This is a genomic window from Lacinutrix sp. C3R15 (genome assembly GCF_018860825.1).
Taxonomy (GTDB): Bacteria; Bacteroidota; Bacteroidia; order Flavobacteriales; family Flavobacteriaceae; genus Oceanihabitans.
In genome coordinates this window covers 17,238-41,240 of the sequence record NZ_JAHKPZ010000031.1, presented here as the reverse complement: position 1 = coordinate 41,240, position 24,003 = coordinate 17,238, and the positions used below count along the sequence as shown (strand labels likewise).

Sequence of the window (24,003 nt, the reverse complement as noted above, 5' to 3'; positions counted from 1 at the left end):
AATAAATACAAAACAAGTAGTCTATTTTCTTTTCTCTATTCTTTTCTATAAAAAATGAATCAAATAAAAATATTTTCTCCTGCAACTGTAGCAAACGTTTCCTGCGGATTTGATGTGCTTGGCTTTTGCTTAGAAACAGTTGGTGATGAAATGATTATTAGAAAAACCGTTGAAAAAGGTATAAAAATCACTAAAATTGATGGTTTTGACTTGCCTTTAGAAACCAAAAAAAATGTTGCTGGAGTTGCAGCATTGGCTTTGTATAACCATGCCAATCCAGATTGCGGATTTGAAATAGAAATCTATAAAAAAATTAAACCTGGAAGTGGTATTGGTAGTAGTTCTGCTAGTGCTTCTGGTGCTGTTTTTGCTATCAATGAGTTATTAGGCAAACCATATAATAAAACACAATTATCTGATTTTGCCATGAAAGGAGAAGCCGTTGCTAGTGGTAGCGAACATGCAGATAATATTGGTCCCGGAATTTTTGGTGGGTTTACTTTAGTAAAAAGTAATAAACCGCTAAAAATACTAGAGCTGCCTACTCCATCTAATTTATATGCAACCCTAATTCATCCGCAAATTGAAATTAAAACTGCAGATGCCAGAAACATTTTACCTAAAAATATACCTATGCAAGATGCCATTACACAATGGTCTAATGTTGGTAGTTTAGTCCATGCCTTACACACTAATGATTATAATTTATTAGGAGAAGCATTACAGGATGTTGTTGTAGAACCTTATAGAAGTACATTAATTCCGCATTATACAGAAGTAAAAAAAGCAGCAATACAAAATGGTGCTTTAGGAAGCGGAATTTCAGGTTCTGGTCCTTCTATTTTTTCTTTATCAGAAAGTTTAGAAACTGCCAAAAAAGTAGAAAAAGCAATACAAGAAGTATATGCTAAAACCGAAATTGAATTTTATACATTTACATCTAAAATTAATGCAGAAGGTATTAAAATCATAGAAAGTAAATAAGAAACACACTTGTCACACTAGGCCTGCTAAAGTGATATAAAAAAGATTAAATAATTAAAAGATTACCGCTTTCGCGGAAAACAAGCATGAATTACTACAGTTTAAACCATAAAGCACCAAAAACATCATTTAAAGATGCTGTTATAAAAGGATTAGCACCAGATAAAGGATTATATTTTCCTGAAAATATTACACCTTTACCACAATCTTTTTTTGATAATATAGACAATTTATCTTATGCTGAAATTGCTTTTCAGGCTATTAAACAGTTTGTTTCTCCAGAAATACCTGAAGCTATTTTAAAAACTATTGTTGAAGAAACACTTGCTTTTGATTTTCCTGTAGTACAACTAAACGATCATATTTCTACTTTAGAATTATTTCATGGTCCAACTATGGCTTTTAAAGATGTTGGTGCTCGTTTTATGGCAAGATGTTTAGGGTATTTTAACCAAAATAACACCAATGAAGTTACTGTTTTAGTTGCTACTTCTGGTGATACAGGAGGAGCTGTAGCTAATGGTTTTCTTGGTGTAAAAGGAGTTAATGTAGTAATATTATATCCTTCAGGAAAAGTAAGTGATATACAAGAAAAACAATTAACTACTTTAGGGCAAAACATTAAAGCTTTAGAAGTAGATGGTGTTTTTGATGATTGCCAAGACATGGTTAAACGTGCTTTTTTAGATGATTCTTTAACTAGTAAAATGCAATTAACTTCTGCAAACTCTATTAATGTTGCACGTTGGTTGCCACAACTTTTCTATTTTATGTTTGCCTATAAACAGCTACATAAAACGTATAAAGAGATTGTTTTTTCTGTACCTAGCGGAAACTTTGGAAACGTTTGTGCAGGAATGATGGCACAACAATTAGGCTTACCAATTAAACATTTTATTGCTTCAAATAACGAAAATAATGTAGTTACTAAATACTTACAAACCAAAGATTATAACCCAAAAGCTTCTGTGCAAACTATTAGTAATGCTATGGATGTTGGTAATCCAAGTAACTTTATTCGTATTCAAGAAATCTATAAAAACAATTTTGAAAGTTTAAAAAACAATCTTTCTTCTTATAGCTTTACAGATGCTGCTACTAAAGAAGCCATGCTAGAAATTTATAACAATTATAATTATGTTGCAGATCCGCATGGAGCTGTAGGTTATTTAGGATGTAAATCGTACTTACAAGAAAACCCAAATGCACATTGTGTGTTTTTAGAAACTGCACATCCTACTAAATTTTTAGATGTTGTAGAAGAAGTTATTCCTCAAAAACAGGAATTGCCAGAACAAATTCAAGCAGTAATGCACAAAGAAAAAGAAGCAACCAAAATTAGTACCTATCAAGATTTAAAAGATTACTTATTGCAATAAGGAAATAAAGGGGCATTCCTATAAAAACAGGAATTCTCTAGAATATTAAAAAATACATTTCTGTTTTCATAGCAATGACAAAAATGAAAAACCTACAATTGCAATACCAAGGATTTCTAAACACACCTAATTTGTGGTTAAAAAATCACATATTGGGTATGCAACAATTTAAATTATTACATACCACTTTAAAAGTAAACGATTTAAATAATCATAAATTAAGACTTGGTAAATTAGTAGAACGCTTTGTTGGTTTACAATTAAAAGAAGACGACACTGTTACTATTTTAGCAGAAAATATTCAGATACAAAACGGAAAACGTACCATTGGCGAAATAGATTGTCTTTTAAAAAAAGAACAACAACCCATTCATCTTGAAATTATCTATAAATTTTATTTGTATGATGCATCTGTTGGCTCCACAGAAATAGAGCATTTTATTGGCCCAAATAGAAAAGATAGTTTTCTAGAAAAACTTACCAAACTAAAAGAAAAACAATTACCACTACTCTACCATAAACAAACAAAACCGTTACTAAAAAAATTAGGTATTCCTGCAGAAACAATACAACAACAAGTCTGTTTTAAAGCACAATTATACATGCCTTTTTCTGTTAAAAAAGCAGTAATTAACGTTGTAAACCCTGCATGCATACAAGGATATTACTACCAAATAAATCAATTAGAACAATTTGCTAATTGTAAGTTTTTTATTCCAGAAAAAAAAGATTGGTTAATTTATAAACCCAACCCAAATACTTGGCTTGATTACGCTTCATTTATAACCGAAGTAAAACTTCTTTTAAATCAAGAAAAATCGCCTTTATGTTGGATTAAAAAACCAAATAATGAAACCGAAAAATGTTTTGTGGTTTGGTGGTAATTTTTTTTAATTCGTTGTAATACTGTATGTATTAAATAAGAGCTTCCTTAAAATCTAAACCAAATTGCAGTTGTAACTATTTCAATTTTACTTATTTTACAAAACAAATAAACTAGTTTTTTTTATGGGTGTATTAAATCAATTTCAACTAAAAGGTAAAGTAGCATTAGTTACTGGTTGTAAAAGAGGTATTGGTAAGGCAATGGCAATTGCTTTGGCAGAAGCTGGTGCAGATATTATTGGCGTAAGTTCAAGTTTAGAAAAGTCTGGAAGTACTATTGAAAAAGCGGTTCAAAAATTAGGTCGTAAGTTTACAGCATATACTTGCAATTTTAGTAATACAAAAGCTTTATATACTTTTATTGAAGAAGTAAAAAAAGACTTTCCTGTTATAGATATTTTAGTAAATAATGCAGGAACTATACAACGTGCTCCTGCAACAGAACATAATGATGAAATATGGGATGAAGTCATTGCAGTAAACCAAACTGCGCCATTTATACTTACTAGAGAAATAGGAAAAGACATGGTATCCAGAGGTGCTGGTAAAATTGTTTTTACTGCATCATTACTCTCTTTTCAAGGCGGAATTACTGTACCCAGCTATGCCGCAAGCAAAGGTGCAATAGGACAAATAACAAAAGCATTTGCTAACGAATGGGCAAAAAGCGGTGTACATGTTAATGCTATTGCTCCTGGTTATATTAGTACAGATAATACCAAAGCATTACAAAAAGACAGCACACGTTCTCAAGCAATACTTTCTAGAATCCCTGCTGAGCGTTGGGGAAATCCTGAAGATTTTGCTGGTCCTATTGTATTTTTATGTTCAAATGCATCTAACTATATGCATGGTAGCATTTTACTTGTTGATGGAGGATGGATGGCACGTTAAATACCCATTTATAATACTTAATAAAAGGTTTAAAAATTTAAAAACACTTTATCTATTTACTTTTATATTTTTAATCTAAATCCTTTAATTAATTTCTTTAAAAAATTAAATCTACATTAATTTATTACGCTGCTTTAAACAACTAGCAGTATATTTACCTTATATTATTTTAATAAAAAAGAATGCAATTAACCATTGAAAACATATTACTAGTTGGCTCGCTATTACTACTTATTAGTATTATTGCAGGTAAAACATCTTATAAATTTGGTGTTCCTACATTATTACTGTTTTTAGCAATAGGAATGCTTGCTGGTTCTGATGGCATTGGTGGCATTCGTTTTGACGATCCTAAACTAGCACAATTTATAGGTATTGTATCCTTAAATTTTATCTTGTTTTCTGGTGGATTAGACACAAACTGGACTGCTGTAAAACCTATTCTTAAAGAAGGTATTGCATTATCTACATTAGGTGTTTTATTAACTGCTCTTTCGCTTGGTACTTTTGTATGGTTTATTACAGATTTTACCATTTATGAAAGTCTCTTATTAGGTTCTATAGTTTCTTCAACAGATGCTGCAGCTGTATTTTCCATTCTTCGTTCTAAAAGTCTTGCGCTTAAAACTAATTTAAGACCTACTTTAGAGTTAGAAAGTGGTAGTAATGACCCAATGGCATATGTACTAACATTGGCCTTTTTAACTTTAGTAATTAATCAAGACAAAAGCTTTTTATCTATTATACCTTTATTTCTACAGCAAATGATTTTAGGTGGTATTCTAGGTATTTCTTTTGGTATGCTTAGTAAATACATTATTAATAACATAAAATTAGACTTTGAAGGTTTATATCCTGTATTAGTAATTACCTTAATGTTCATTACATTTTCTGCTACAGATTTTCTTGGAGGTAATGGCTTTTTAGCTATTTACATATGTGCGGTATATTTAGGAAATCAAGACTTAATACATAAAAAAACCATTTTAAAAATGTTTGATGGTTTGGCTTGGTTAATGCAAATTGTATTATTCCTTACTTTAGGTTTGCTTGTGTTTCCTTCTCAAATTATTCCGTATATGGGAATTGGGCTACTTATTTCCTTATTTTTAATTGTTATTGCTAGACCTGTAGGTGTTTTTATAAGTCTTATGTTTTTCAAAATGAAAATGAAAAGAAGATTTTATATTTCATGGGTTGGCTTGCGTGGCGCTGTTCCTATTGTGTTTGCTACCTATCCCCTTTTAGCTGGAATTGATAAAGCAAATATGATATTTAATATTGTATTTTTTATATCTGTAACCTCAATATTAATTCAAGGTACTACATTATCTATTGTTGCAAAATGGTTAGATGTAGGTTTACCAGAAAAACAAAAAAAATTATCTGCTACAGATTTACTTTTAGAAGAAAACCCAAAAGCCGAAATGAAAGAGCTATTAATAACCTCAGATTGTTTTGCAGTAGATAAAAAAATTGTAGAATTAGGTTTTCCTAAAAACGCAATAATAGCAATGATTAAAAGAGGAGATTCTTATATTGTACCTAACGGTTTAACAATAATCAATGCAAAAGACACCTTAATTGTTCTTGCCGATAGACCTATAATTTTGGATGAAGTGTATAAAACACTAAAAAGAAAAAAGGATTAAAAGAATATTTTAAATGCTAATTTGCATTTGTATTTAAACTATAATTTAATCCTATTACTAAAAACCAACTCAATATTTTTCAATACTTTTGTTTTTCAATAATTCAATAACATAGGTTTCCGACTTCTCGGAAATAAAAAATATATTCTTTATGAAAAATACTGCATTAACTGCAACTCATGAAGCCCTAGGAGCAAAAATGGTTCCTTTTGCTGGTTACAACATGCCTATTCAATACGAAGGGGTAAACATAGAACACGAAACGGTAAGAAAAAGCGTTGGTGTTTTTGATGTAAGTCATATGGGAGAATTCTTAATTACTGGTCCTAATGCGCTTGCTTTAATACAAAAAACCTGTAGTAATGATGCTAGCAAACTTACTATTGGTAAGGCACAATACAGTTGTATACCAAATGATGATGGAGGTATTGTAGATGACTTAATTATCTATAAACTTAAAGAAGAACAATATTTATTAGTAGTAAATGCCAGTAATATTGAAAAAGACTGGAACTGGATAAGTTCTAAAAATGATGTTGATGCAGAAATGCGTGATTTAAGTGAAGACTACTCACTGCTTGCTATTCAAGGTCCTAAAGCTGTTGAAGCTATGCAAAGTCTTACAAGTCATGATTTAGCTGCAATTAAATTTTACAATTTTGAAGTTGGTGATTTTGCAGGAATTGAAAACGTTATTATCTCTGCTACTGGTTACACAGGAAGTGGTGGATTTGAAATTTATTGCAAAAATAGTGAAGTAAAGCAAATTTGGGATAAAGTTACTGAAGCAGGAGCTAAACCTATTGGACTAGCAGCAAGAGACACCTTGCGTTTAGAAATGGGATACTGTCTTTACGGAAATGATATAGATGATACTACATCTCCTATTGAAGCTGGTTTAGGATGGGTTACAAAATTCACTAAAGAGTTTACCAATTCTGAAGCTTTAAAAGAACAAAAAAATCGTGGTGTAGAACGTAAACTTATTGCTTTTGAGTTAGATGAAAGAGGAATTCCTCGTCATGGTTATGATATTGTAGATGGTCAAGGTAAAAAAATTGGTGAAGTAACCTCTGGAACCATGAGTCCAATGCTTGGTAAAGGAATTGGTCTTGGTTATGTCCCTACCGTTTTTGCTGACGTAAATAGCAAAATAAACATACAAATACGTAAAAATGCTGTTCCTGCAACAGTAGTAAAATTACCATTTTATAAAGGGTAACATGCAAGATTTTCAACAAGTAATTAATACCATTCACAACCAATTAAAAGATGAAATTAATCGTGGATTGGTTGCCAATTACATTCCGGAATTATCACATATAGATGTCAATAAATTTGGCATTCATTTAAGGTTAATTTCGGGGGAAAAGTTTTCGGTTGGAGACTCGCATGTTCCGTTTTCCATTCAAAGTATTTCTAAAGTGCTTTCCCTTTCTTTGGCTTTTCAATTGCAAGGAGATGCACTTTGGAAACGCATGGATGTAGAACCTTCTGGAGACCCTTTTAATCAGTTATCTTTACTAGAATTAGAAAACGGTATTCCTAGAAATCCTTTTATTAATTCTGGAGCTATTGTTATTGCAGATATTTTAGTTTCACAATTAAAAAAACCTAAAGAAGATTTTTTACATTTTGTTCGTGATTTAGCAAATGATCAAACTATAGATTATAATCCAGCAGTTGCAGCATCAGAAAAAGCAACAGGCTTTAATAATTATGCAGCAGCATATCTTTTAAAATCTTTTCACAATTTAGAAAATGAAGTAGATAAAGTACTTGATTTCTATTTTTATATGTGCTCATTACAAATGAATTGTGAGCAACTTACCAATGCCTTTTACATTTATGCTAACCATGGTGTTTGTTTACAAAACAAAACATGGTTAACCCAAAGCCAGATAAAACGTATTAATGCCATCATGCTAACTTGTGGTTTTTATGATGAAGCTGGTGAGTTTGCATTTGAGGTTGGTTTACCAGGAAAAAGTGGTGTTGGTGGTGGTATTGTTGCATTATTACCAAATAATTTTGTAATTTCTACATGGTCTCCAGGACTAAACCCAAGAGGAAATTCTAAAATTGGTATGCAAGCTTTAGAAGCTTTTACGACCAAAACTAAACTTTCTATTTTTTAAAAGATTTGCTCCATTCATGTTGCATAAAAAGAAACACAAAATACTTATACTTGGTGTAAATGGCTTTATTGGTAGTGCTATTTACAAAGAGTTATACGCCTATTTTAGAGTTTTTGGCACCTATGCAACACCTACAAATGGCTTAGAAAAAAACAAACAATTTTTTCACTATAATCACGAAGAAGATGATGTGGTAGAAATTCTTGAAGCCACAAAACCTAGTATTATTATTTCTACACTTCGCGGAAATTTTGCCACACAAACAATAGCACATCAACATATAGTAGAATATGTAAAACATCACGATTGTAAAATTATATTTTTATCTTCTGCAAATGTGTTTGATGCCTATAAAAACTACCCAAGTTACGAGTTAGATAAAACCTTAAGCTTAAGTATTTACGGCCATTTTAAAATTAAAATTGAAAATATGCTTATGCGTTTACCCAAACGTAAATGGGCAATTTTAAGAGTACCTATGGTTTTTGGGCAAGGCTCTCCTAGAATAGAAGAAATTAAAATACAATTAAAAGAAAAATTACCAATAGAGATTTTTCCTAATTTAATTATTAATGTCACTACAGACGATAAACTTTCGCAACAAATTCATTATATCATCAACAGAAGTAAATCTGGTGTTTTTCACTTAGGAAGCACAGATTTAATACATCATGATGAATTTATTAAAGAAATTGTTTCTTCATTAGTATTATACAAACCTGTTTACAAACAAGTTTATACTACTAATGACGATAGATATTTAGCAGTTTTACCAAAGAATAATTTATTACCAAAAAATTTACAGATAGAAAGTAAAGATGTTCTAAAAATGAGTATTTTGTAGTAAATAAAAAACTATGAAAACAGAAAAAATTTTAGAAGAAGACATCCAAAAACGTTTATTACATTTTCCAGATTGGGAGTATTTTGATAATGCGCTTCATGCAGAATTTGAGTTTGACAATTTTAAAGACTGTTTTAGTGCCATGAGCAGAATTACTTTTGAATGCGAAGCACAAAACCATCATCCTGAATGGAGCAATGTGTATAATATTTTAAAAATTACATTAACTACACATAGTGCTAATGGCGTTACAAAAAAGGACTTTAAACTTGCAGAAGCTATTGATGCTATTGTAGTGCCAGAAGACGAATAATTTACTATCTTTCTTTCATTTTTATGATTAAAAACCTACTTTACCCTTTTCTTCTTTGTATTCCTTTACTTACAAATGCACAAGATAATGTATTTTGTAATCAGTTAACAACCATAGATTCTTTAATAAAAGTAGCACATTACAAACCTAAAGCTACTAATGATAGCCTTTCTAAACATGTTTTCAATTTATTTCTAAAACAGTTAGATGCAGACAAACGTTATTATACAAAAAAAGATATTGCAACATTTAAGATAGATCAGTTTCAAATAGATGACTACATAAAAAATAAAAATTGCAGTTTTATAACTAAATATATTCAAGTATTAACACAAAGAATTGAGCAATCTATTCAGTATTTAGAAAACCTAAAAAAACAAAATTTAGATTATTCAGGAAAAGATATATTAAATTTTTCACAAGATGAAAATGCTGGTTTTTATAAAAATCATGAAGAATCACAAAAATATTGGTCTAAAAAAGTAAGATATTTATTAGTTATAGAAGCTTTAGAACAGGATTCTATTTTAGAAAATGCAAAAGCAAATTTTAAAACTTTTGAAAGTTTAAACAAAGAAAAAGTAATAGATAATCAAATCTGTTTGCTGTATGAGATTTTAAACCAAGATGGAGGTATTACTAATTTTGTTACCGAGAATTTCTTGAATGCTTTTATACAATATCAAGATCCAAATTCTACTTATTTTAATGAGACCGAAAAAACAGTTTTTGAAAATTCTTTAGCCATTCAACAAGAAACATTTGGTATAATAACTAAAAAAACAAAAAATGGAGAAATTGTAATTAGCCATATTATTCCAGGAAGTTCAGCGTTTAAAAATGGCTCTTTTGAAAAAGACGACGTTATTAAATCCTTAACCTCAAAAGTCAGTAACTTACAAATTCATTGCACAAAAAATGAAGACGTAATTCGTTTTTTAAATAATAGCGACAATAAAACCGTAACTTTTAAAATAAAGAAAAATACAGGCTCCATTTTAGATATAGAAATTAGTAAAACCGCTTTAAAAGTAGAAGAAAACTCTATAACAGGATACATTATTGGAGAGGATACTACCTTTGGCTATATTAAAATACCAAGTTTTTACACCAATTTAGAATCTTATAATAAAAGAGGATTAACTGCTGATTTTGCAAAAGAGTTATACAAACTTCAAAAGGAAAATATTAAAGGACTTATTATAGATTTAAGGTTTAATGGTGGAGGATCTATGCAAGAAGCCATAGAGCTAAGTGGTATGTTTATAAACAAAGGCCCTGTTTCTATTATTAGAGATAATAAAAATGAACGTTTTACCTTTAGAGATCCTAGTCGTGGTACTTTTTTTAATAAGCCAATTGTAATACTAATTAATAATTATAGTGCCTCTGCTTCTGAGTTTTTTGCAAGTACCATGCAAGATTATAATAGAGCAATTCTTATTGGTTCTACTACACATGGTAAATCTAGTGCGCAAGTTATTCTTCCGTTAAGCGAAAAAAATAATTTAGGCTTTAGCAAAATTACTACCGAAGTATTTTATAGAGTAACAGGAAAAAGTTTACAATCTAATGGTGTAACTCCAGATATTGCATTACCTTCTATTTATGATGGTTTTAAGTTTAATGAAATAGATAAACCTTATGCATTAAACAACGACACCATTCAAGCAACGCTTAAACATATACCACTTCCAAAAATAAATTTCACAAATCTAATTACCAAAAGTAAAGCTCGTGTAAATAATAGTGCTGATTTCGCTTTAGTAAAAACCGCAAATAAAAAACTATTAGAAAATTACTATAATGAAATTTCCTTTGCTTTAACATTAGATAATATCTATAAACACCAGCAAGAATACAAAACCATGTGGCAATCTATTTTTGGTAATAACAAAACAAGACCAAAAATTACAGTCACTAATACGCTTTCAACAAATGAAGTATTAAGCTATAACGAAAACGAAAAAACAAATAACCAAAAGCTATTAGGCAGTTTATCTAAAGATATTTATATTCACGAAGCATCTTTAATTCTTACCAATTTTATCAATTCTAACCATTAAATATTATGAACAACTTTACTAAAATTTTTATTGTCATTCTTTTATGTTTTTCAACACTTAATACTACAGCACAAAAATTTGACAACCCTTCTGATTACTTAACATTTGTAGGAGATGAACTAGAAGTTATAGCAAAAAACAATTGGAAATACACAAAAGCAATTGCCCATAGTAAAAACGATAAAAATATTGCTAGCAAACGTAAAGTGTTATTAAAATCTGTAGAAAGAGCGTTTCTTAAAGTACAAAAAGCAGAAGGTTATGATGGTGACGAATATAAAAACCAAGTACTAAAACATTTAACCTTTAATAAAAATATTTTAAATAATGATTATGCCGAAATTTTAGATATGAAAGCTATTGCAGAGCAATCTTACGATTTAATGGAAGCATACATTCTTGCTCAGGAACTGGCAGATGAAAAAATGGAGCAAGCTCAGGCAGAATACGAAAGCAACTTTTATGCTTTTGCTAAAAAACACGATATCAATATTATTGAAAGTGATTCTGATTTAAGTAAAAAAATGAAAATTTCTGGTGAAGTTTTTAATCATTATAACGCATTGTATCTTATCTTTTTTAAAGTATACATTAATGAAATTTATTTAATGGAAGCATTAGAAAAAAATGATATTAGTGCCATTCAACAAAACACAAATGCCTTAAGTCAATCTGCAAAAGAAGGTCTTACCATTCTTGAAAATGCTACATTGTATAAAAATGATGCTTCTATTGTAAATGCTACAAAAGAAATTTTTAATTTCTTTATTGATGAGGCAGATAATAAAATGCCACAACAATTAGATTTTTTAGTATTAAACGACGATATGGAAACGATTAGTAATACCTTAGAAAAAACACCAGAAAAAAAACGTACTAAAAAGCAAATTGACGATTATAACGAAAAAGTAAAGCAGATAAATAAAGCTATAAAAAACTATAATAAAGTAAATACAGAGTTAAATAACAATCGACAAAAAGCATTTAATGCATTAGATATTACTAAAGATAAATTTTTAGACAAGCACATTCCTAAGGATTAAGCTTTTTTTTTAAATTTGTACAACTAAATAATTAATTAAATTTTTCGCTTTCGCGGAAACCAAAAAATAATATTAAAATGGGAAGAGCTTTCGAATTTAGAAAAGCACGTAAAATGAAACGTTGGTCTGCAATGAGCAAAGCCTTTACACGTATTGGTAAAGACATTGTAATGGCAGTTAAAGAAGGAGGTCCAGATCCTGATAGTAATTCGCGTTTAAGAGCAGTTATTCAAAACGCAAAGTCTGTAAACATGCCTAAAGACAACGTAGAGCGCGCTATAAAACGCGCAAGCGATAAAAGTCAAGGTGATTATAAAGAAGTTATTTTTGAAGGTTATGCACCTCATGGTATTGCTGTTTTAGTAGAAACTGCTACAGATAACAATACTCGTACTGTTGCAGATGTAAGAAGTTATTTTAATAAATGTGATGGAAGTTTAGGTACTTCAGGTTCTGTTGTATTTATGTTTGACCATACTTGTAATTTTAGAATTAATGCCGAAGGATTAGATCCTGAAGAATTAGAATTAGAATTTATTGATTTTGGTGCAGAAGAAGTTTTTGCAGATGATGACGGAATTTTAATCTACGCTCCTTTTGAAAGTTTTGGTGCTATACAAGCAGAATTAGAATCTAGAGGAATTGAAATCTTATCTTCTGGTTTTGAACGTATACCTCAAGTAACCAAAAAACTTACCGCAGAAGAAGCTGCAGATGTAGAAAAACTTCTAGAAAAACTTGAAGAAAATGATGATGTGCAAAACGTATATCATACAATGGAAGAATCAACAGAAGAGTAAAAAAAATTACAACAAAATACACAACAAGCTATTTTGTAGCTAGTTACAAAACCTGTATAATGCTAACAAGCAAAATATTATTGTAATTTAATAAAACCTAAACAAATTGTTTAGGTTTTTTTTTGTAACATTATATGCAATAAAACGTTTTAATAAAAAGTACGTCTATGAAATTTAAATACCTTCTATTTTTTATCTCTATTAGCACTTTTTATAATCAAACTACGCAAGCCCAAATTATCTCTGGTACCATAACTTCTAACAGCAATGAAACTGTGCCTTTTGCAACCATTCAAATTGGTGATGAATATGGAGTAATCTCTAATGAAGAAGGTAATTTTTCAATAGACACCAAAGGTTTTAAAGAAACAGATTCTGTAACTATTTCCTGTTTAGGTTTTGAAAAAAACGCATTTTTACTTAAAAATTTCACTTCTAAAGAATATGTTTTATCCGAAAAAATAAATGAACTTTCTGAAGTGTTTTTAAACCATACCGCTTTATCTGTAGACTCTATAATGTACTATACTAAAAGTAATATTAAAAACAATTACAGATTAGATTTAACTGAATTTAAAATATTTAGTAGAAAAACCGATTATATTATTGGGGATAATGCCGATTTTGAAATTAAAAAATCTACTGGTTTTAAAAGAAAACAACTACAAGCTTTTAATGATGATTTTGATAAATTAGAAACTTCTTTAGTAAATAACAAATCAAAACAATACACAGATTTTGTTGGTAACTTAAAGGTACTAAATAAAGAAAAAGCAAAACTTGAAGTTGAAAAAGCTATTAGTTTACGTGATGAAAAAAACAATCAATCTATGGAAAGTCTTGCAGAACGCGGACAAGAAATAGTTATGAAACATCTAGATAAAGACAAGGTGTATACTGTTAAATCTGGTTTTTTTAAAGTAACAGATTCTGCCTCATTAAATAAAGAAGAAATAAAAAAAAGACAAGATACTATTAATACATTACGGCATGCTAAAAACGAAAGTTTTAACCTAATTAGCAATAGTAATTTTGCAAATCCAGATGCTAGTTTAGACTTTGTAAAAAATACTAATAAATACAAATACACACTTAAAGATGTTACTTTTTTAGACAATGAAATGGTTTATATTATAGATTTTAAACCTAAAAGATCTTCTGCCTTATACACAGGAACCATGTATGTATCTAATGAAACTTTTGCAGTAATTAGAGCAGACTATACCTTTTATGAAAACAGAGTTGGTGATAAACTAAATTTAAGACTTTTGTTTGGTATTAAGTACATTGAAAAAAACCAAAAAGGTATTGTAGTTTATAAAAAAGCTTCAGATAATTATTACTACCCAAGTTATATAAACAAACAAATAGATAGATATTTTTATGTTAACAGACCTATTAAATTTATAGAAAATGATAATTCTAGAAATAAAGTAGCTTTTAACTTTAAAATTGAAGGAACTTTTAAAGGAAAATCTGAACTTTTAATTCTTTCTAAAAAAGAGATACAGGCTAATGATTATAATGGCTTTACAGAAAAAACTAAAATAGATTATGAAAACCCTAAAACCTATGATGCTGCTATTTGGGCAGACTATAATGTTTTAGAACCTTTAAACGATATGAAAAACTTTAAAGTAGAACCAGAAGTGAATTAAAAAAAGCTACTTTAATTACCATTAAAGTAGCTTTTGTAAGTAGAAGCTAATGTTTCTTTTTAGGGACTTAAAGTTTACTTTATGTTTCATTAGTTGCTACACCAATTATAATTTCAAAAATGATGCCAAAAACAAATGGCAATACAAAAAAAGATATGCTATAAAAGTCTGTTTAGTAGTATTAAAAAAATCAAAGTGAACATTAATTATTTTAACTTCCTTACAGGTAACAGTATTTTGTAATTTTTAAATTCTTATTGCAAAATAGTCCATTTTGCCAGTACAGAAAGTAGGTTCTTTACAACTTTTATTTCCCATTGTACACAAATTGCATTTTTAAGTTGGTACTTTAATTTATCTGTTTTGTAATTAGAAATTAACTGTTCTCTATTTAAACAAGGTTCAATAATGGTATAATTAGGTCCTGTAATACCAAATTGCCTAGCAATATAACCAGACGTAGCATTTGCTAGTGTCCAAGGAAAAATACCTGGATTAGCAAATCTGGGGCTATGTTTTAAAGCATTTTCCCAAAATGCTATAGATGAAAAGTTTCCTGCATTAGTAGAAATAAAATACACAGCAGATTGGTTTTTATAAAACTTTAAATTCTTTTTAGCTTTAATAAAAGTAACAAACTGTGCTGCTATATCTGCTTCAGAATCACCTATGGTTTCAAATGTATTCCATTTTAATTCCATGATGAAAATAGTGTTATAGAGTTTAAACCTCCAAAGGCATAACCACAATTTAAAACCTTATTTACTTTTGTTAAAACAGGTTTTTTCGGAATAAGAATATCAAACTCTGCGTCTTTATAATTTATGGTATGCGGAATGGTTTGGTGTTGTATAGATAATACAGAAACAATAGCTTCAATAGCTGTTGCTGCACCTAATGTATGCCCTATTTTGGGTTTTATACTAGAAACATAAGGTTTATGTGTTGTAAACACTTTTGCTATTGCTTGTGCTTCCGATTGGTCAGAAAGTTTAGTTCCTGTTCCATGAGCAGAAATCCAATCTATTTCAGTAGGATTTAAATTATTTTTATTTAATAGTTGCGTAAAGCAATCTATAATACCAGAAGAATCTGGTTTTGGAGCAGTAGGATGATAAGCATCACAAGACAAAGCACAATCTTCTAAAACAGCAAGAATATTAGCATTTCTTTGGGTTGCGTTTTGTACTTTTTCAAGTACAAGAAAACCTGCTCCTTCTCCTAAAACCATACCATCTCTATGTACATCAAAAGGTTTACAAATTCCTGAAGCACTCATGGCTCTGCTTCTACTAAAACCTGTCATAGCAATTCTTGAAAAAGGATCTACTCCTCCAACTATAGCAATAGAAACTTCATCTTTTTGTAATGCTTCTATTCCTGCTTTTAACGCATAATTACCAGCAGCGCAAGCTGTAGCAAAACATTGAAATATCTTTATTTTAGGATATTTTTTGACCAAACGTTTACAAATACCAAAACCCGTATATTCTTCAGGATTTAAGGTTTGCCTTTTTTCTGCCATAGCTTCAAAAGCAGCACTCTCTCCCATAGTAGTTCCTAAAAATAATCCCCATTTTTGGGTAGATTTGCAATTAGCCTGTGTTATAGCTTGTTCTATGGCTGCAACAGAAAAATGAAACCCTCGATGCAAGGGATCACATTCAAAATCTGTTACGCGGCAAGCATGTATATATTTAAAATCTGCATGTTTTAAATCATCCCAATTTTTAATGCTAGAATTTTCTGTTTGTAAAGCGTTCCAAAAATCATTTATAGTATTAGCTATTGCACAAACTACACCTAATCCAGTAACTGCTATTTTATTAGTTACCTGCATTACGTATATATTCTGCCAGTAAATTTACAGTAGCTATTTGTGGCCAATCTGCATCTGGAATTTCAATTCTATATTCTTGTTCAATTCTAGCTATAAACTCTGCCATATCTAAAGAATCTACACCTAATTCCTGTTTAAAATGAGCATCATTAGACGCTATTTTAAGCTTGGGTTTTACATCTTTAAAATGCAATAAAATAGTATTTATTATTGTGTTTTTCATGGATATATTTTTACGTTATTAGCAAATAATGCGGCTTCATTAGAAGAATAAATTGGAGCTAAAGGATCACCAATTAACCTATAATGTGTATATGCCGATACGTTTTTAGGGCTAGCCTCTATTATTAATTCTGCAATAGTACTAGCTCCATTTAATAATGCTTTGGTAATACCAACAGACCATCTTGTATTATCTGTATGCAACGTACTATCAACAGCACCAAACGCAACAGCTGTTTTTCCATCTAAAACCAATTGCTCACAAAAGGAAACTGAAGTATTTTTTCTGCTAGCTGTTTTACAACATAATGAAAGTAATGCTCCAATAGGTTTTGCGTTTTCCGTATCAAAATGATGCGAACGTAAACCATAATAACCTACCCAACCAATAGGTCTTCCATGCCCAAAATAAGTAGCTAATCCGAGCCCATTTTCAAGACCTTCAATCATGTTTTCTCTTAACAGCAAATCACTACTCCATTTGTATGGTAATACATTAGGTGTTTTTAAAATAGTTGCCATTCTATCAACAATTCTAGTAAATCTAGGATGCCTTTGTGATAATAGTGCTATAGCACAATGATCTTGTTTTCTGCTATGTACTTGATATACTGTTTTAGTAAAGGTTAGTAAATCTTTACTATTTCTAAAAGGAAGCCAAGAAATAGGTATTTTCTTATTTTCAATAGTTTTAATAAATGGGTATTTTAATGCATTTTTTGGATAACATTTTGCATCACCAATTAATAAAACAGCGTCTTGATTTTTTACTTGACTCTGAATTTTAGTATACTCAGGAAGTACATCATACTCTATAACCTGTACATCAATACAATGTTTTTGGTAACTGTTTTTAAGCAAGAGAAAGTTTTCTTCCGAGTGGATATCGGAAGAAAACTTTGGTTTTACAATTAATATTGTTTTATGCTGCTGTTTTAACTTCATCTACAAAGGGTTGAAATCTATTAATATCTGTTCCTGTTTGACCTAATAAACGAGCTCTAACAAAATATTGCATTAAAACCTGACCTTGCTGCTCGCCATTAAAATCACTAAAAGAAGCAGCATTTTCTAAAACAGTCTCTCCTCCCTCTCCTGTCCAAAAACCTTCAGAAACATTACTCATATTTCTTGAAGGAGGTGTACCTACAGGAGTATAAAAAGCATTAGGAATAGTTATAGTTACATCTGCTACACCTTCATTATATCCATAGTTATAACCAGAACCTATTTGTGCTCCAATAGCATGTGCTAAATATACAGGACCAACATTTTGGTTTTGCCAAACGTGGGTTAATTCATGAATTAATGTACCTCTGCTAAAGTTATCATCTACATCAAAGTTGATTAAATTACCTGTTACAAATGCACGTGAATCTGGATTTCCGGTAAAGAAATCTTGAATACCAAAAACAATATCGTTTAATGGACCTTCTTTTGCAATAAATGTATTATTCCAATCAATAGCATCACCAAAAACAAATTGGCCATCTGCTATTTCTTCTGCTGTTAAATTTCTATATGTACCAAGCATTTCGAATAACACAGAGATTGTTGCTCCTAGCATTCCTGCACCTACTTCAAATACAGCTTCAAGCATTTCTTCTACAGATTCTCCTATCTCACGAAGTGTTTGCGTTACTTCTTCTAAAAACTCTTCTCCTGTATCTTGAACTGCTGTATAAATATCTTGTATAGTATTACCTATATCTCTTGCAGCAGCAATAAAATTATCTAAAGCTTGGTCTGGATGTAACATGATTTCGGTTAATAAAGTAGCTAATATAATTCCTGCGGCTAAGGCTCCTAAAACCACTTCTTTCATGATTTCAAAGGTTTTATTAGCAACCCAAGCAATTAAACCTGCTAATGCTGAAGCAGCTTTTAATGCACCTTCAACAAATTTTCTAATTCCTGGAATAAAATCATTTTCTAGATAATTAAGAACATAACCTATAGAATTACCTATTCTTTCTGTAGCTTCACCTAAAAACTCTAATGCAGCATCACCTACAGCAATTGCCCAATCAATAACTTCTGAAATTCGGCTTCCTATGTCTTCTACAAGTTCTAAAATTGTATCAAAAATAGCATCAACTTGCTCTAAAGCCCAATCCATAATTTCTGTTATAGATTCTTTTACAAATCGAATTGCCAGAACGGTTTGCCTCCATAACTCTGATGCTAAATCTTCCCCTCTTTCTATTAACCATTCAAAAACATCACCAACAGGACCTAATGCTTGTAAGATGCCGTTTACTATTTTTCTAAACACAAAATAAGTTTCTTCAATAACAGATTCTAATATTTCTGCAATAGTTGCTCCTGCTGCAAGAGCAGCCTCAATAAGTCTTGCTGCACTTTTATAGGTAAACTCTATCATGGCTTTAGTAAACTCTACAATTTGTCTACCAATTTCTAACATTGCTTTTATGGTTTCTTTTAATAAGTCTACAGTGAGTTCAAACACATCTTTTAAAATGTTTACCATAGATTTACCAAGCTCAAAAGCCGCTTCTACAATTTTTTTAATAGCAGCAATACTTTTAGTTGCTATGGTTTGCACCAATTCTAATAAGGTTCTACCAGCAGCAAGTAAACCATCAACAATTTTTGTAGCCAATTCTTTTGTGGTAGTAATTACAAAATCTGTAAACTCTACCAATGCCGTACCAATAGCAGCAGCAGCTCTAACCACCTCTTTTACAAAGTCTGCAGCAGCATCTACTGTTTCTTGAATAATGTCTGCTAAAGTGTTTCCTAATTCGGTAAAAGCTCTTACAACTTCGTTTAGTAAATCTCTAGGACGTGTTACTAAAGTAACTAGTATAGAACCTATAGTTTCGCCTATTTCTAGGAGTACTCTAACGGTATTTCTAATAAGTGTTATACCAAATTGAAGTGCTTGATTTAAGATGTTACCAATGGTTTTACCAATACTAATTAAAGCTTCAACACCAGCTTTTATAAACTCGTAGGTTTTTGTAGCGAGCCATTTTAATAAATCTGCAAAAACTTCACCTAATTGATCAATGGCTTTTATTACAGCTTCTATTATTTCTTTAGCAAAAGCAAAAACATCTTCCATAATTTCAATAAATGTTTTTCCAATAAGCTGAATGGCTTCTACAAACTTTTTAACCACAGAAAAAGTGTATTCTGCTGCAGCTTTTAAGATTTCCCAAATTTGTTTTCCTGCCTCTACTAAAGCTCTGGCTAAACTTGCTATTTCTTCAACCACCCAATTTATCACATCTGCAATAGCTTCAGCTAAATCTGTAAAAAACTCTGTAATTCCGTCTACAATTGCAGTAACTGCATCTGAAATTGCATCTGCAACATCTTCAAAAAACTCTACAACAGCATCGTCTGTTTCACCATCTGGAAAAACAGGAGTATGACCTTCAATTTTTCGCATTTGCGCTCCTGCATCTCGAAGCCATACCATTACTTCATTAACACCTTGTTTATCTTTTTTACCTTTATCATCAAATACAAAATCTTGCATTAATGTTCTGCATTGTTGCCTTGGTAATTGGCTCATAGCATGTACAACACCTCTACCTTGGTTTGCATTTCTGTAGCCTTTAATTACTGCACGTCTTTCTTTTTTATCCATTTGTGCTACACCCTGAAAAAACTCTCTGTGCTCTTTTGGCTCTTTAATAGTTTTTGCATAAGATTCTGATAGTTTTACTGCTTTGTTTTCGCTTTCTTTAAACATCATTCTTACTGCTGGAGCAAGTTCTACTGCTTTGTACTTACACTTTTTTACAGCATCTGTAATGGATTTTTTACTTCTAAAAGAAGCAGATTCAAGTGCTGTTAAAATGGAATTTTTACCAGTAACAAACTTGGTTTTACTAAGCTCTTTTTTTCGAGTTTCAACTTTCTTTTGTAATTCTGCTTTAGATAGTTTTTTAGAAACTGTCTTTTTTACTGGAGCAGATTTTTTTGATGTGGTTTTTTTCTTTCCCATTGGTTTATGGTTTTAAAAATTAATGCCACTAAAAGAAATATCAGTATATGTAGTATTTTAGGAAATACTAGTAGTCATTAGTATTAGGAAGATTACAAATGTAATAAAACCAAAATTAAAAACAAACATAATTAGCTAATAATCAAACAATTAAAAGCTGTTTAGGTTTTACAAAATGGAATACCTTTGTAAAACCAGAAATATTTACTGTTAATTTGAAGAAATGTAATAAGAAATAATTACACTATTTAAATAGAAAAGAATAAATAAAATAGCTGCTTATTTAAAAGATTTTTCAGGAATTTTGCCTTTTACACCTTTAAAAAAGGCATACATAAAATCAAAATCTGCTTCTATATTATCTGTAGGATAAAAGGGTTTTGAAATTTTGTTTTGTTTATTGGCAAAATCAAAAGTTACCATAACAATTGGTACGTTTGCTGCTTTTGCAATATGATAAAAACCTGTTTTCCATTCAGATACTTTTTTACGAGTACCTTCTGGAGCTAATGTTAATCGTAATTCTTCTTTAGTTTCAAAAAGTTTGGCTATGGCTTCTACTTTGTTTTGACCAGGAGTTCTGTCTAAAGCAGTACCTCCTACTGCTCTAAAATAGTAACCAAAAGGCCATAAGAATAGCTCTTTTTTTCCTAAAAAATTAATTTTTGTATTTGTAATTCTTCGAATAAGCAAACCAATATAAAAATCATGCCAACTAGTATGTGGTACTGCTATAATAATATATTTTTTTAAATCTTTTGGAAACTCGCCAATGAGTTTCCATTTCATTATTTTAAAATATATAAACTTGTATATAATAGTTAGCATATTAGAAACGGAATTACATTTTTAAATATAAAGCTTTAAGCTTATCTCTTGTAATTGTTTTTTTCCAGTTTTTACCAATAGCATTTTCCCAAAGAGGCTCTAAACTTAAAGCAACATCTATCATGATATCAAATTCTTTATCACTTAAGTCTGCACAAATACCTTGCGGAATTTTAATATCATGCTTTTTACGCATAGCTTTATACATTGCTACACCTTCTGGATAGTATTCTTCAAGATGTTCAAAAACAATACAGTTACCAACACCATGTTTTACGCCTAGCAAATAGCCTAAACCATAACTCATAGCGTGTGCAACACCTACTTGAGAGTAAGCTATACTCATACCTCCATGCCAAGAAGCCATCATTAATTTATCTGCAGCTTCTTTTTCTGTTAAGGTGTCTTCAAGAAAAATTTCTTTACAAAGCTCTAATGCTTTTTCACCATAACTTTGGCTAAATGCATTTAAATAGGTTCCGTTTAAAGACTCTATACAATGTACAAAACAATCCATACCTGTATAAAACCACTGGTCTTTTGGTACGTCTTTAGTTAATTCTGGATCTAATATAACTTGATCAAATGGAGTATAATCACTATTTATTCCTAATTTTCTAACAGGACCTGTTAAAATAGTAGTTCTAGATACTTCTGCACCTGTTCCAGAAATTGTAGGTATACCAACATGGTAAATTGCTGGATTTTTAATTAAGTCCCAGCCTTGATAATCTTTAGCTTCTCCTTTATTTGTAAGCATTAAAGCAACAGCTTTTGCTAAATCTAAAAGCGTACCACCACCAATACCTATAATACCAGATGGCGTTTCTTTATAGTCAAGAATAATTTGCTCTACCAATGCATCTACTTGTGATGTTTTTGGTTCTTCTTCTGCAGAGATGTACAATAATTTATCATCATAAGACAGCGGTATTCTAGAGGTTAACCAAGATTTACCTTTAAATACGTCGTCTACTAAAAATATAAATGGTGCTTTTACGTTTTTACGTTTAGGCGATAGAATATCATTTAACTGATTAAAACTTCCACGTCCATAAACTACTCTGGACACCATTGGGTAATTTTTATAACTCATTTATTATAATTGTTTAACAAAAATAGAAATACTATTGTTTTAATTCCTACTGATTTAAAAAATATTGAAATTTTTCAGAAAATAAACCAACATGATAGCCATCTACCAATGTATGATTCACAGTGATTGCTACATTCATGCTTAACTTTTTATTTTCTCTAATTACTTTACTAAATGCAATTTTGGGTACAGAATCTTTTTCTCCGAAAAACGGTTCTTTATGTCCTGAAAAATTTAACCAAGGTAATGCGGAACAATGTATGCAATCTAATCCATTTCTTTCTGGAAACAAATTAGTTGAGGATTCAATTCTTGATTTTTCAGATTCTAAATTCTTTAAAAACACATCTAAATTCTCATCAAAATGGATGAATGAAAATCCGAAGGTTTTATCTTTTCGCATAATGGTAGCAGATGCATGAATAATATCATAAGCCACTACTTCATTGTCAATAATGCGATATTTTAAATTATCTACACTGTTCATGGCTTGCATACAAGCATGTAAATATTTACCAAAGAAACTGATTTCATTCTCCTTAGAAAATTGATATGCCTTGGTAACATCAAACGGAATAGTAACCCCAAAATAAGGATCAAACATTTTATTAAAATGCTGAAACTGCTCTGCTCTATTCCATGTTTTTAAATTAATCTTTTTCAAATTCTATAATAGATCTAAAACTTCTTTTAAACTTTTTACGGTTTTATATGCTTTACCATTGGTTTCTTTTTCAGTTACTTGTTCGTGAGCCCAAGTGGTATGAAAAGGAACATGTACAGCATGTGCTTTAATATTTATTAATGGTAATATATCTGATTTTAAAGAATTACCTACCATTAAAAATTCTGAAGGATTTATATCTAAATGGTTTAATAATTTAGAATAATTTTCTTCTTTTTTATCACTTAATACTTCTATATGATGAAAATAATCTAGTAATCCTGACTTTTCTAACTTTCTTTCTTGGTCTAATAAATCGCCTTTTGTAGCAACAATTAGTTTATATTTTTTAGATAATGCCTCTAAAGTTTCTTCTACGCCATCTAATAATTCTACAGGCTCATTAAGCATCTGTTTACCTATGTTTAAAATCTGTTCTATCGTTTTATTAGAAATGGTGTAGTTAGATAATTCTAAAGCCATTTCTACCATTGATAAAACAAATCCTTTAACTCCGTAGCCATACAAAGGTAAATTCTTCATTTCCATTTTAAAGAGTTCTTGATCTACTTTATTAGCCGTTTCAAAACCTGCTAAAAGCTTTGCAAATTCTAACTCTGCGTCTCGAAAATAGGTTTCGTTTACCCAAAGTGTATCGTCTGCATCAAAGCCAATTACTTTTATATTTTGGTATTCTTTATTCAATTATTTTAAATTT

Annotated in this window: 22 protein-coding genes; 13 read left to right on the top strand and 9 right to left on the bottom strand. The window is 30.3% G+C overall.

All coding sequences use genetic code 11. The features are described from left to right. Positions 1-54: 54 nt before the first annotated feature. The 13 genes from KO494_RS11365 (at position 55) to KO494_RS11305 (ending at position 14,656) form a co-directional block, all read left to right on the top strand. On the top strand, positions 55-984 hold the full coding sequence (locus tag KO494_RS11365) for a homoserine kinase (protein ID WP_215967731.1): 930 nt from the start codon (positions 55-57) through the stop codon (positions 982-984). Between the two features lie 86 nt (positions 985-1,070). Further along, the gene (gene thrC, locus KO494_RS11360) at positions 1,071-2,363 is read left to right on the top strand and encodes a threonine synthase (protein ID WP_215967730.1); all 1,293 of its coding nucleotides are present in this window, start codon (positions 1,071-1,073) and stop codon (positions 2,361-2,363) included. 83 nt (positions 2,364-2,446) lie between these two features. After that, positions 2,447-3,247: a DUF1853 family protein gene (locus KO494_RS11355; RefSeq protein WP_252730377.1), complete on the top strand. Its 801-nt coding sequence runs from the start codon at positions 2,447-2,449 to the stop codon at positions 3,245-3,247. A 124-nt stretch (positions 3,248-3,371) separates the two neighbouring features. Further along, positions 3,372-4,142, top strand: a complete 771-nt coding sequence (locus tag KO494_RS11350; RefSeq protein WP_215967728.1) for an SDR family oxidoreductase — start codon at positions 3,372-3,374, stop codon at positions 4,140-4,142. A gap of 182 nt (positions 4,143-4,324) precedes the next feature. Beyond that, positions 4,325-5,794, top strand: coding sequence for a potassium/proton antiporter (locus tag KO494_RS11345; protein WP_215967727.1), 1,470 nt, complete (start codon positions 4,325-4,327; stop codon positions 5,792-5,794). Positions 5,795-5,945: 151 nt separating this feature from the next. Then, a complete protein-coding gene (gcvT, locus tag KO494_RS11340) occupies positions 5,946-7,016 on the top strand; it encodes a glycine cleavage system aminomethyltransferase GcvT (protein WP_215967726.1) in 1,071 nt (356 codons plus the stop codon). Between the two features lies 1 nt (position 7,017). Next, positions 7,018-7,932 carry a glutaminase gene (locus KO494_RS11335; protein WP_215967725.1) on the top strand — a complete coding sequence of 305 codons (915 nt, stop codon included), beginning with the start codon at positions 7,018-7,020 and terminating at the stop codon, positions 7,930-7,932. A gap of 16 nt (positions 7,933-7,948) precedes the next feature. After that, positions 7,949-8,776, top strand: coding sequence for a sugar nucleotide-binding protein (locus KO494_RS11330; protein ID WP_215967724.1), 828 nt, complete (start codon positions 7,949-7,951; stop codon positions 8,774-8,776). Positions 8,777-8,789: 13 nt separating this feature from the next. Further along, positions 8,790-9,089: a 4a-hydroxytetrahydrobiopterin dehydratase gene (locus tag KO494_RS11325; RefSeq protein ID WP_215967723.1), complete on the top strand. Its 300-nt coding sequence runs from the start codon at positions 8,790-8,792 to the stop codon at positions 9,087-9,089. A gap of 23 nt (positions 9,090-9,112) precedes the next feature. Then, positions 9,113-11,155, top strand: coding sequence for a carboxy terminal-processing peptidase (locus KO494_RS11320; protein WP_215967722.1), 2,043 nt, complete (start codon positions 9,113-9,115; stop codon positions 11,153-11,155). Positions 11,156-11,160: 5 nt separating this feature from the next. After that, positions 11,161-12,198, top strand: a complete 1,038-nt coding sequence (locus tag KO494_RS11315) for a hypothetical protein (protein WP_215967721.1) — start codon at positions 11,161-11,163, stop codon at positions 12,196-12,198. A 77-nt stretch (positions 12,199-12,275) separates the two neighbouring features. Then, a complete protein-coding gene (locus KO494_RS11310) occupies positions 12,276-12,998 on the top strand; it encodes a YebC/PmpR family DNA-binding transcriptional regulator (RefSeq protein WP_215967720.1) in 723 nt (240 codons plus the stop codon). Between the two features lie 167 nt (positions 12,999-13,165). Beyond that, complete coding sequence (locus KO494_RS11305) at positions 13,166-14,656, top strand: carboxypeptidase-like regulatory domain-containing protein (RefSeq protein WP_215967719.1); 1,491 nt, start codon at positions 13,166-13,168, stop codon at positions 14,654-14,656. Between the two features lie 254 nt (positions 14,657-14,910). Here the strand turns inward: KO494_RS11305 and KO494_RS11300 are convergent, their stop codons facing one another. The 9 genes from KO494_RS11300 to KO494_RS11260 all read right to left on the bottom strand — a co-directional run bounded on the left by KO494_RS11300 (position 14,911) and on the right by KO494_RS11260 (position 23,990). Further along, the gene (locus tag KO494_RS11300; RefSeq protein WP_215967718.1) at positions 14,911-15,357 is read right to left on the bottom strand and encodes a hypothetical protein; all 447 of its coding nucleotides are present in this window, start codon (positions 15,355-15,357) and stop codon (positions 14,911-14,913) included. Then, the gene (locus KO494_RS11295) at positions 15,348-16,496 is read right to left on the bottom strand and encodes a beta-ketoacyl-[acyl-carrier-protein] synthase family protein (RefSeq protein ID WP_215967717.1); all 1,149 of its coding nucleotides are present in this window, start codon (positions 16,494-16,496) and stop codon (positions 15,348-15,350) included. Before KO494_RS11295 ends, KO494_RS11300 begins: the two co-directional genes overlap by 10 nt. Then, complete coding sequence (locus KO494_RS11290) at positions 16,483-16,719, bottom strand: acyl carrier protein (RefSeq protein ID WP_215967716.1); 237 nt, start codon at positions 16,717-16,719, stop codon at positions 16,483-16,485. The genes KO494_RS11295 and KO494_RS11290 overlap by 14 nt, the downstream gene beginning before the upstream one ends. Continuing rightward, on the bottom strand, positions 16,716-17,663 hold the full coding sequence (locus tag KO494_RS11285; protein ID WP_215967715.1) for a C25 family cysteine peptidase: 948 nt from the start codon (positions 17,661-17,663) through the stop codon (positions 16,716-16,718). The genes KO494_RS11290 and KO494_RS11285 overlap by 4 nt, the downstream gene beginning before the upstream one ends. Further along, a complete protein-coding gene (locus KO494_RS11280) occupies positions 17,641-20,697 on the bottom strand; it encodes a phasin family protein (protein ID WP_215967714.1) in 3,057 nt (1,018 codons plus the stop codon). Before KO494_RS11280 ends, KO494_RS11285 begins: the two co-directional genes overlap by 23 nt. 279 nt (positions 20,698-20,976) lie before the next feature. Further along, positions 20,977-21,486, bottom strand: a complete 510-nt coding sequence (locus KO494_RS11275) for a 1-acyl-sn-glycerol-3-phosphate acyltransferase (protein WP_252730376.1) — start codon at positions 21,484-21,486, stop codon at positions 20,977-20,979. 52 nt (positions 21,487-21,538) lie between these two features. Continuing rightward, a complete protein-coding gene (locus KO494_RS11270; RefSeq protein WP_252730375.1) occupies positions 21,539-22,621 on the bottom strand; it encodes an iron-containing alcohol dehydrogenase family protein in 1,083 nt (360 codons plus the stop codon). A gap of 46 nt (positions 22,622-22,667) precedes the next feature. Then, on the bottom strand, positions 22,668-23,285 hold the full coding sequence (locus KO494_RS11265; RefSeq protein WP_215967712.1) for a CatA-like O-acetyltransferase: 618 nt from the start codon (positions 23,283-23,285) through the stop codon (positions 22,668-22,670). A 3-nt stretch (positions 23,286-23,288) separates the two neighbouring features. Then, on the bottom strand, positions 23,289-23,990 hold the full coding sequence (locus tag KO494_RS11260; RefSeq protein ID WP_215967711.1) for an HAD family hydrolase: 702 nt from the start codon (positions 23,988-23,990) through the stop codon (positions 23,289-23,291). Positions 23,991-24,003: the final 13 nt, after the last annotated feature.

Excerpts from the sequence above, each read along its gene's own strand:
- KO494_RS11365 (WP_215967731.1), top strand. The coding sequence starts at position 55 with ATGAATCAAATAAAAATATTTTCTCCTGCAACTGTAGCAAACGTTTCC.
- thrC (WP_215967730.1), top strand. The coding sequence starts at position 1,071 with ATGAATTACTACAGTTTAAACCATAAAGCACCAAAAACATCATTTAAA.
- KO494_RS11355 (WP_252730377.1), top strand. The coding sequence starts at position 2,447 with ATGAAAAACCTACAATTGCAATACCAAGGATTTCTAAACACACCTAAT.
- KO494_RS11350 (WP_215967728.1), top strand. The coding sequence starts at position 3,372 with ATGGGTGTATTAAATCAATTTCAACTAAAAGGTAAAGTAGCATTAGTT.
- KO494_RS11345 (WP_215967727.1), top strand. The coding sequence starts at position 4,325 with ATGCAATTAACCATTGAAAACATATTACTAGTTGGCTCGCTATTACTA.
- gcvT (WP_215967726.1), top strand. The coding sequence starts at position 5,946 with ATGAAAAATACTGCATTAACTGCAACTCATGAAGCCCTAGGAGCAAAA.
- KO494_RS11335 (WP_215967725.1), top strand. The coding sequence starts at position 7,018 with ATGCAAGATTTTCAACAAGTAATTAATACCATTCACAACCAATTAAAA.
- KO494_RS11330 (WP_215967724.1), top strand. The coding sequence starts at position 7,949 with ATGTTGCATAAAAAGAAACACAAAATACTTATACTTGGTGTAAATGGC.
- KO494_RS11325 (WP_215967723.1), top strand. The coding sequence starts at position 8,790 with ATGAAAACAGAAAAAATTTTAGAAGAAGACATCCAAAAACGTTTATTA.
- KO494_RS11320 (WP_215967722.1), top strand. The coding sequence starts at position 9,113 with ATGATTAAAAACCTACTTTACCCTTTTCTTCTTTGTATTCCTTTACTT.
- KO494_RS11315 (WP_215967721.1), top strand. The coding sequence starts at position 11,161 with ATGAACAACTTTACTAAAATTTTTATTGTCATTCTTTTATGTTTTTCA.
- KO494_RS11310 (WP_215967720.1), top strand. The coding sequence starts at position 12,276 with ATGGGAAGAGCTTTCGAATTTAGAAAAGCACGTAAAATGAAACGTTGG.
- KO494_RS11305 (WP_215967719.1), top strand. The coding sequence starts at position 13,166 with ATGAAATTTAAATACCTTCTATTTTTTATCTCTATTAGCACTTTTTAT.
- KO494_RS11300 (WP_215967718.1), bottom strand. The coding sequence starts at position 15,357 with ATGGAATTAAAATGGAATACATTTGAAACCATAGGTGATTCTGAAGCA.
- KO494_RS11295 (WP_215967717.1), bottom strand. The coding sequence starts at position 16,496 with ATGCAGGTAACTAATAAAATAGCAGTTACTGGATTAGGTGTAGTTTGT.
- KO494_RS11290 (WP_215967716.1), bottom strand. The coding sequence starts at position 16,719 with ATGAAAAACACAATAATAAATACTATTTTATTGCATTTTAAAGATGTA.
- KO494_RS11285 (WP_215967715.1), bottom strand. The coding sequence starts at position 17,663 with ATGAAGTTAAAACAGCAGCATAAAACAATATTAATTGTAAAACCAAAG.
- KO494_RS11280 (WP_215967714.1), bottom strand. The coding sequence starts at position 20,697 with ATGGGAAAGAAAAAAACCACATCAAAAAAATCTGCTCCAGTAAAAAAG.
- KO494_RS11275 (WP_252730376.1), bottom strand. The coding sequence starts at position 21,486 with ATGAAATGGAAACTCATTGGCGAGTTTCCAAAAGATTTAAAAAAATAT.
- KO494_RS11270 (WP_252730375.1), bottom strand. The coding sequence starts at position 22,621 with ATGAGTTATAAAAATTACCCAATGGTGTCCAGAGTAGTTTATGGACGT.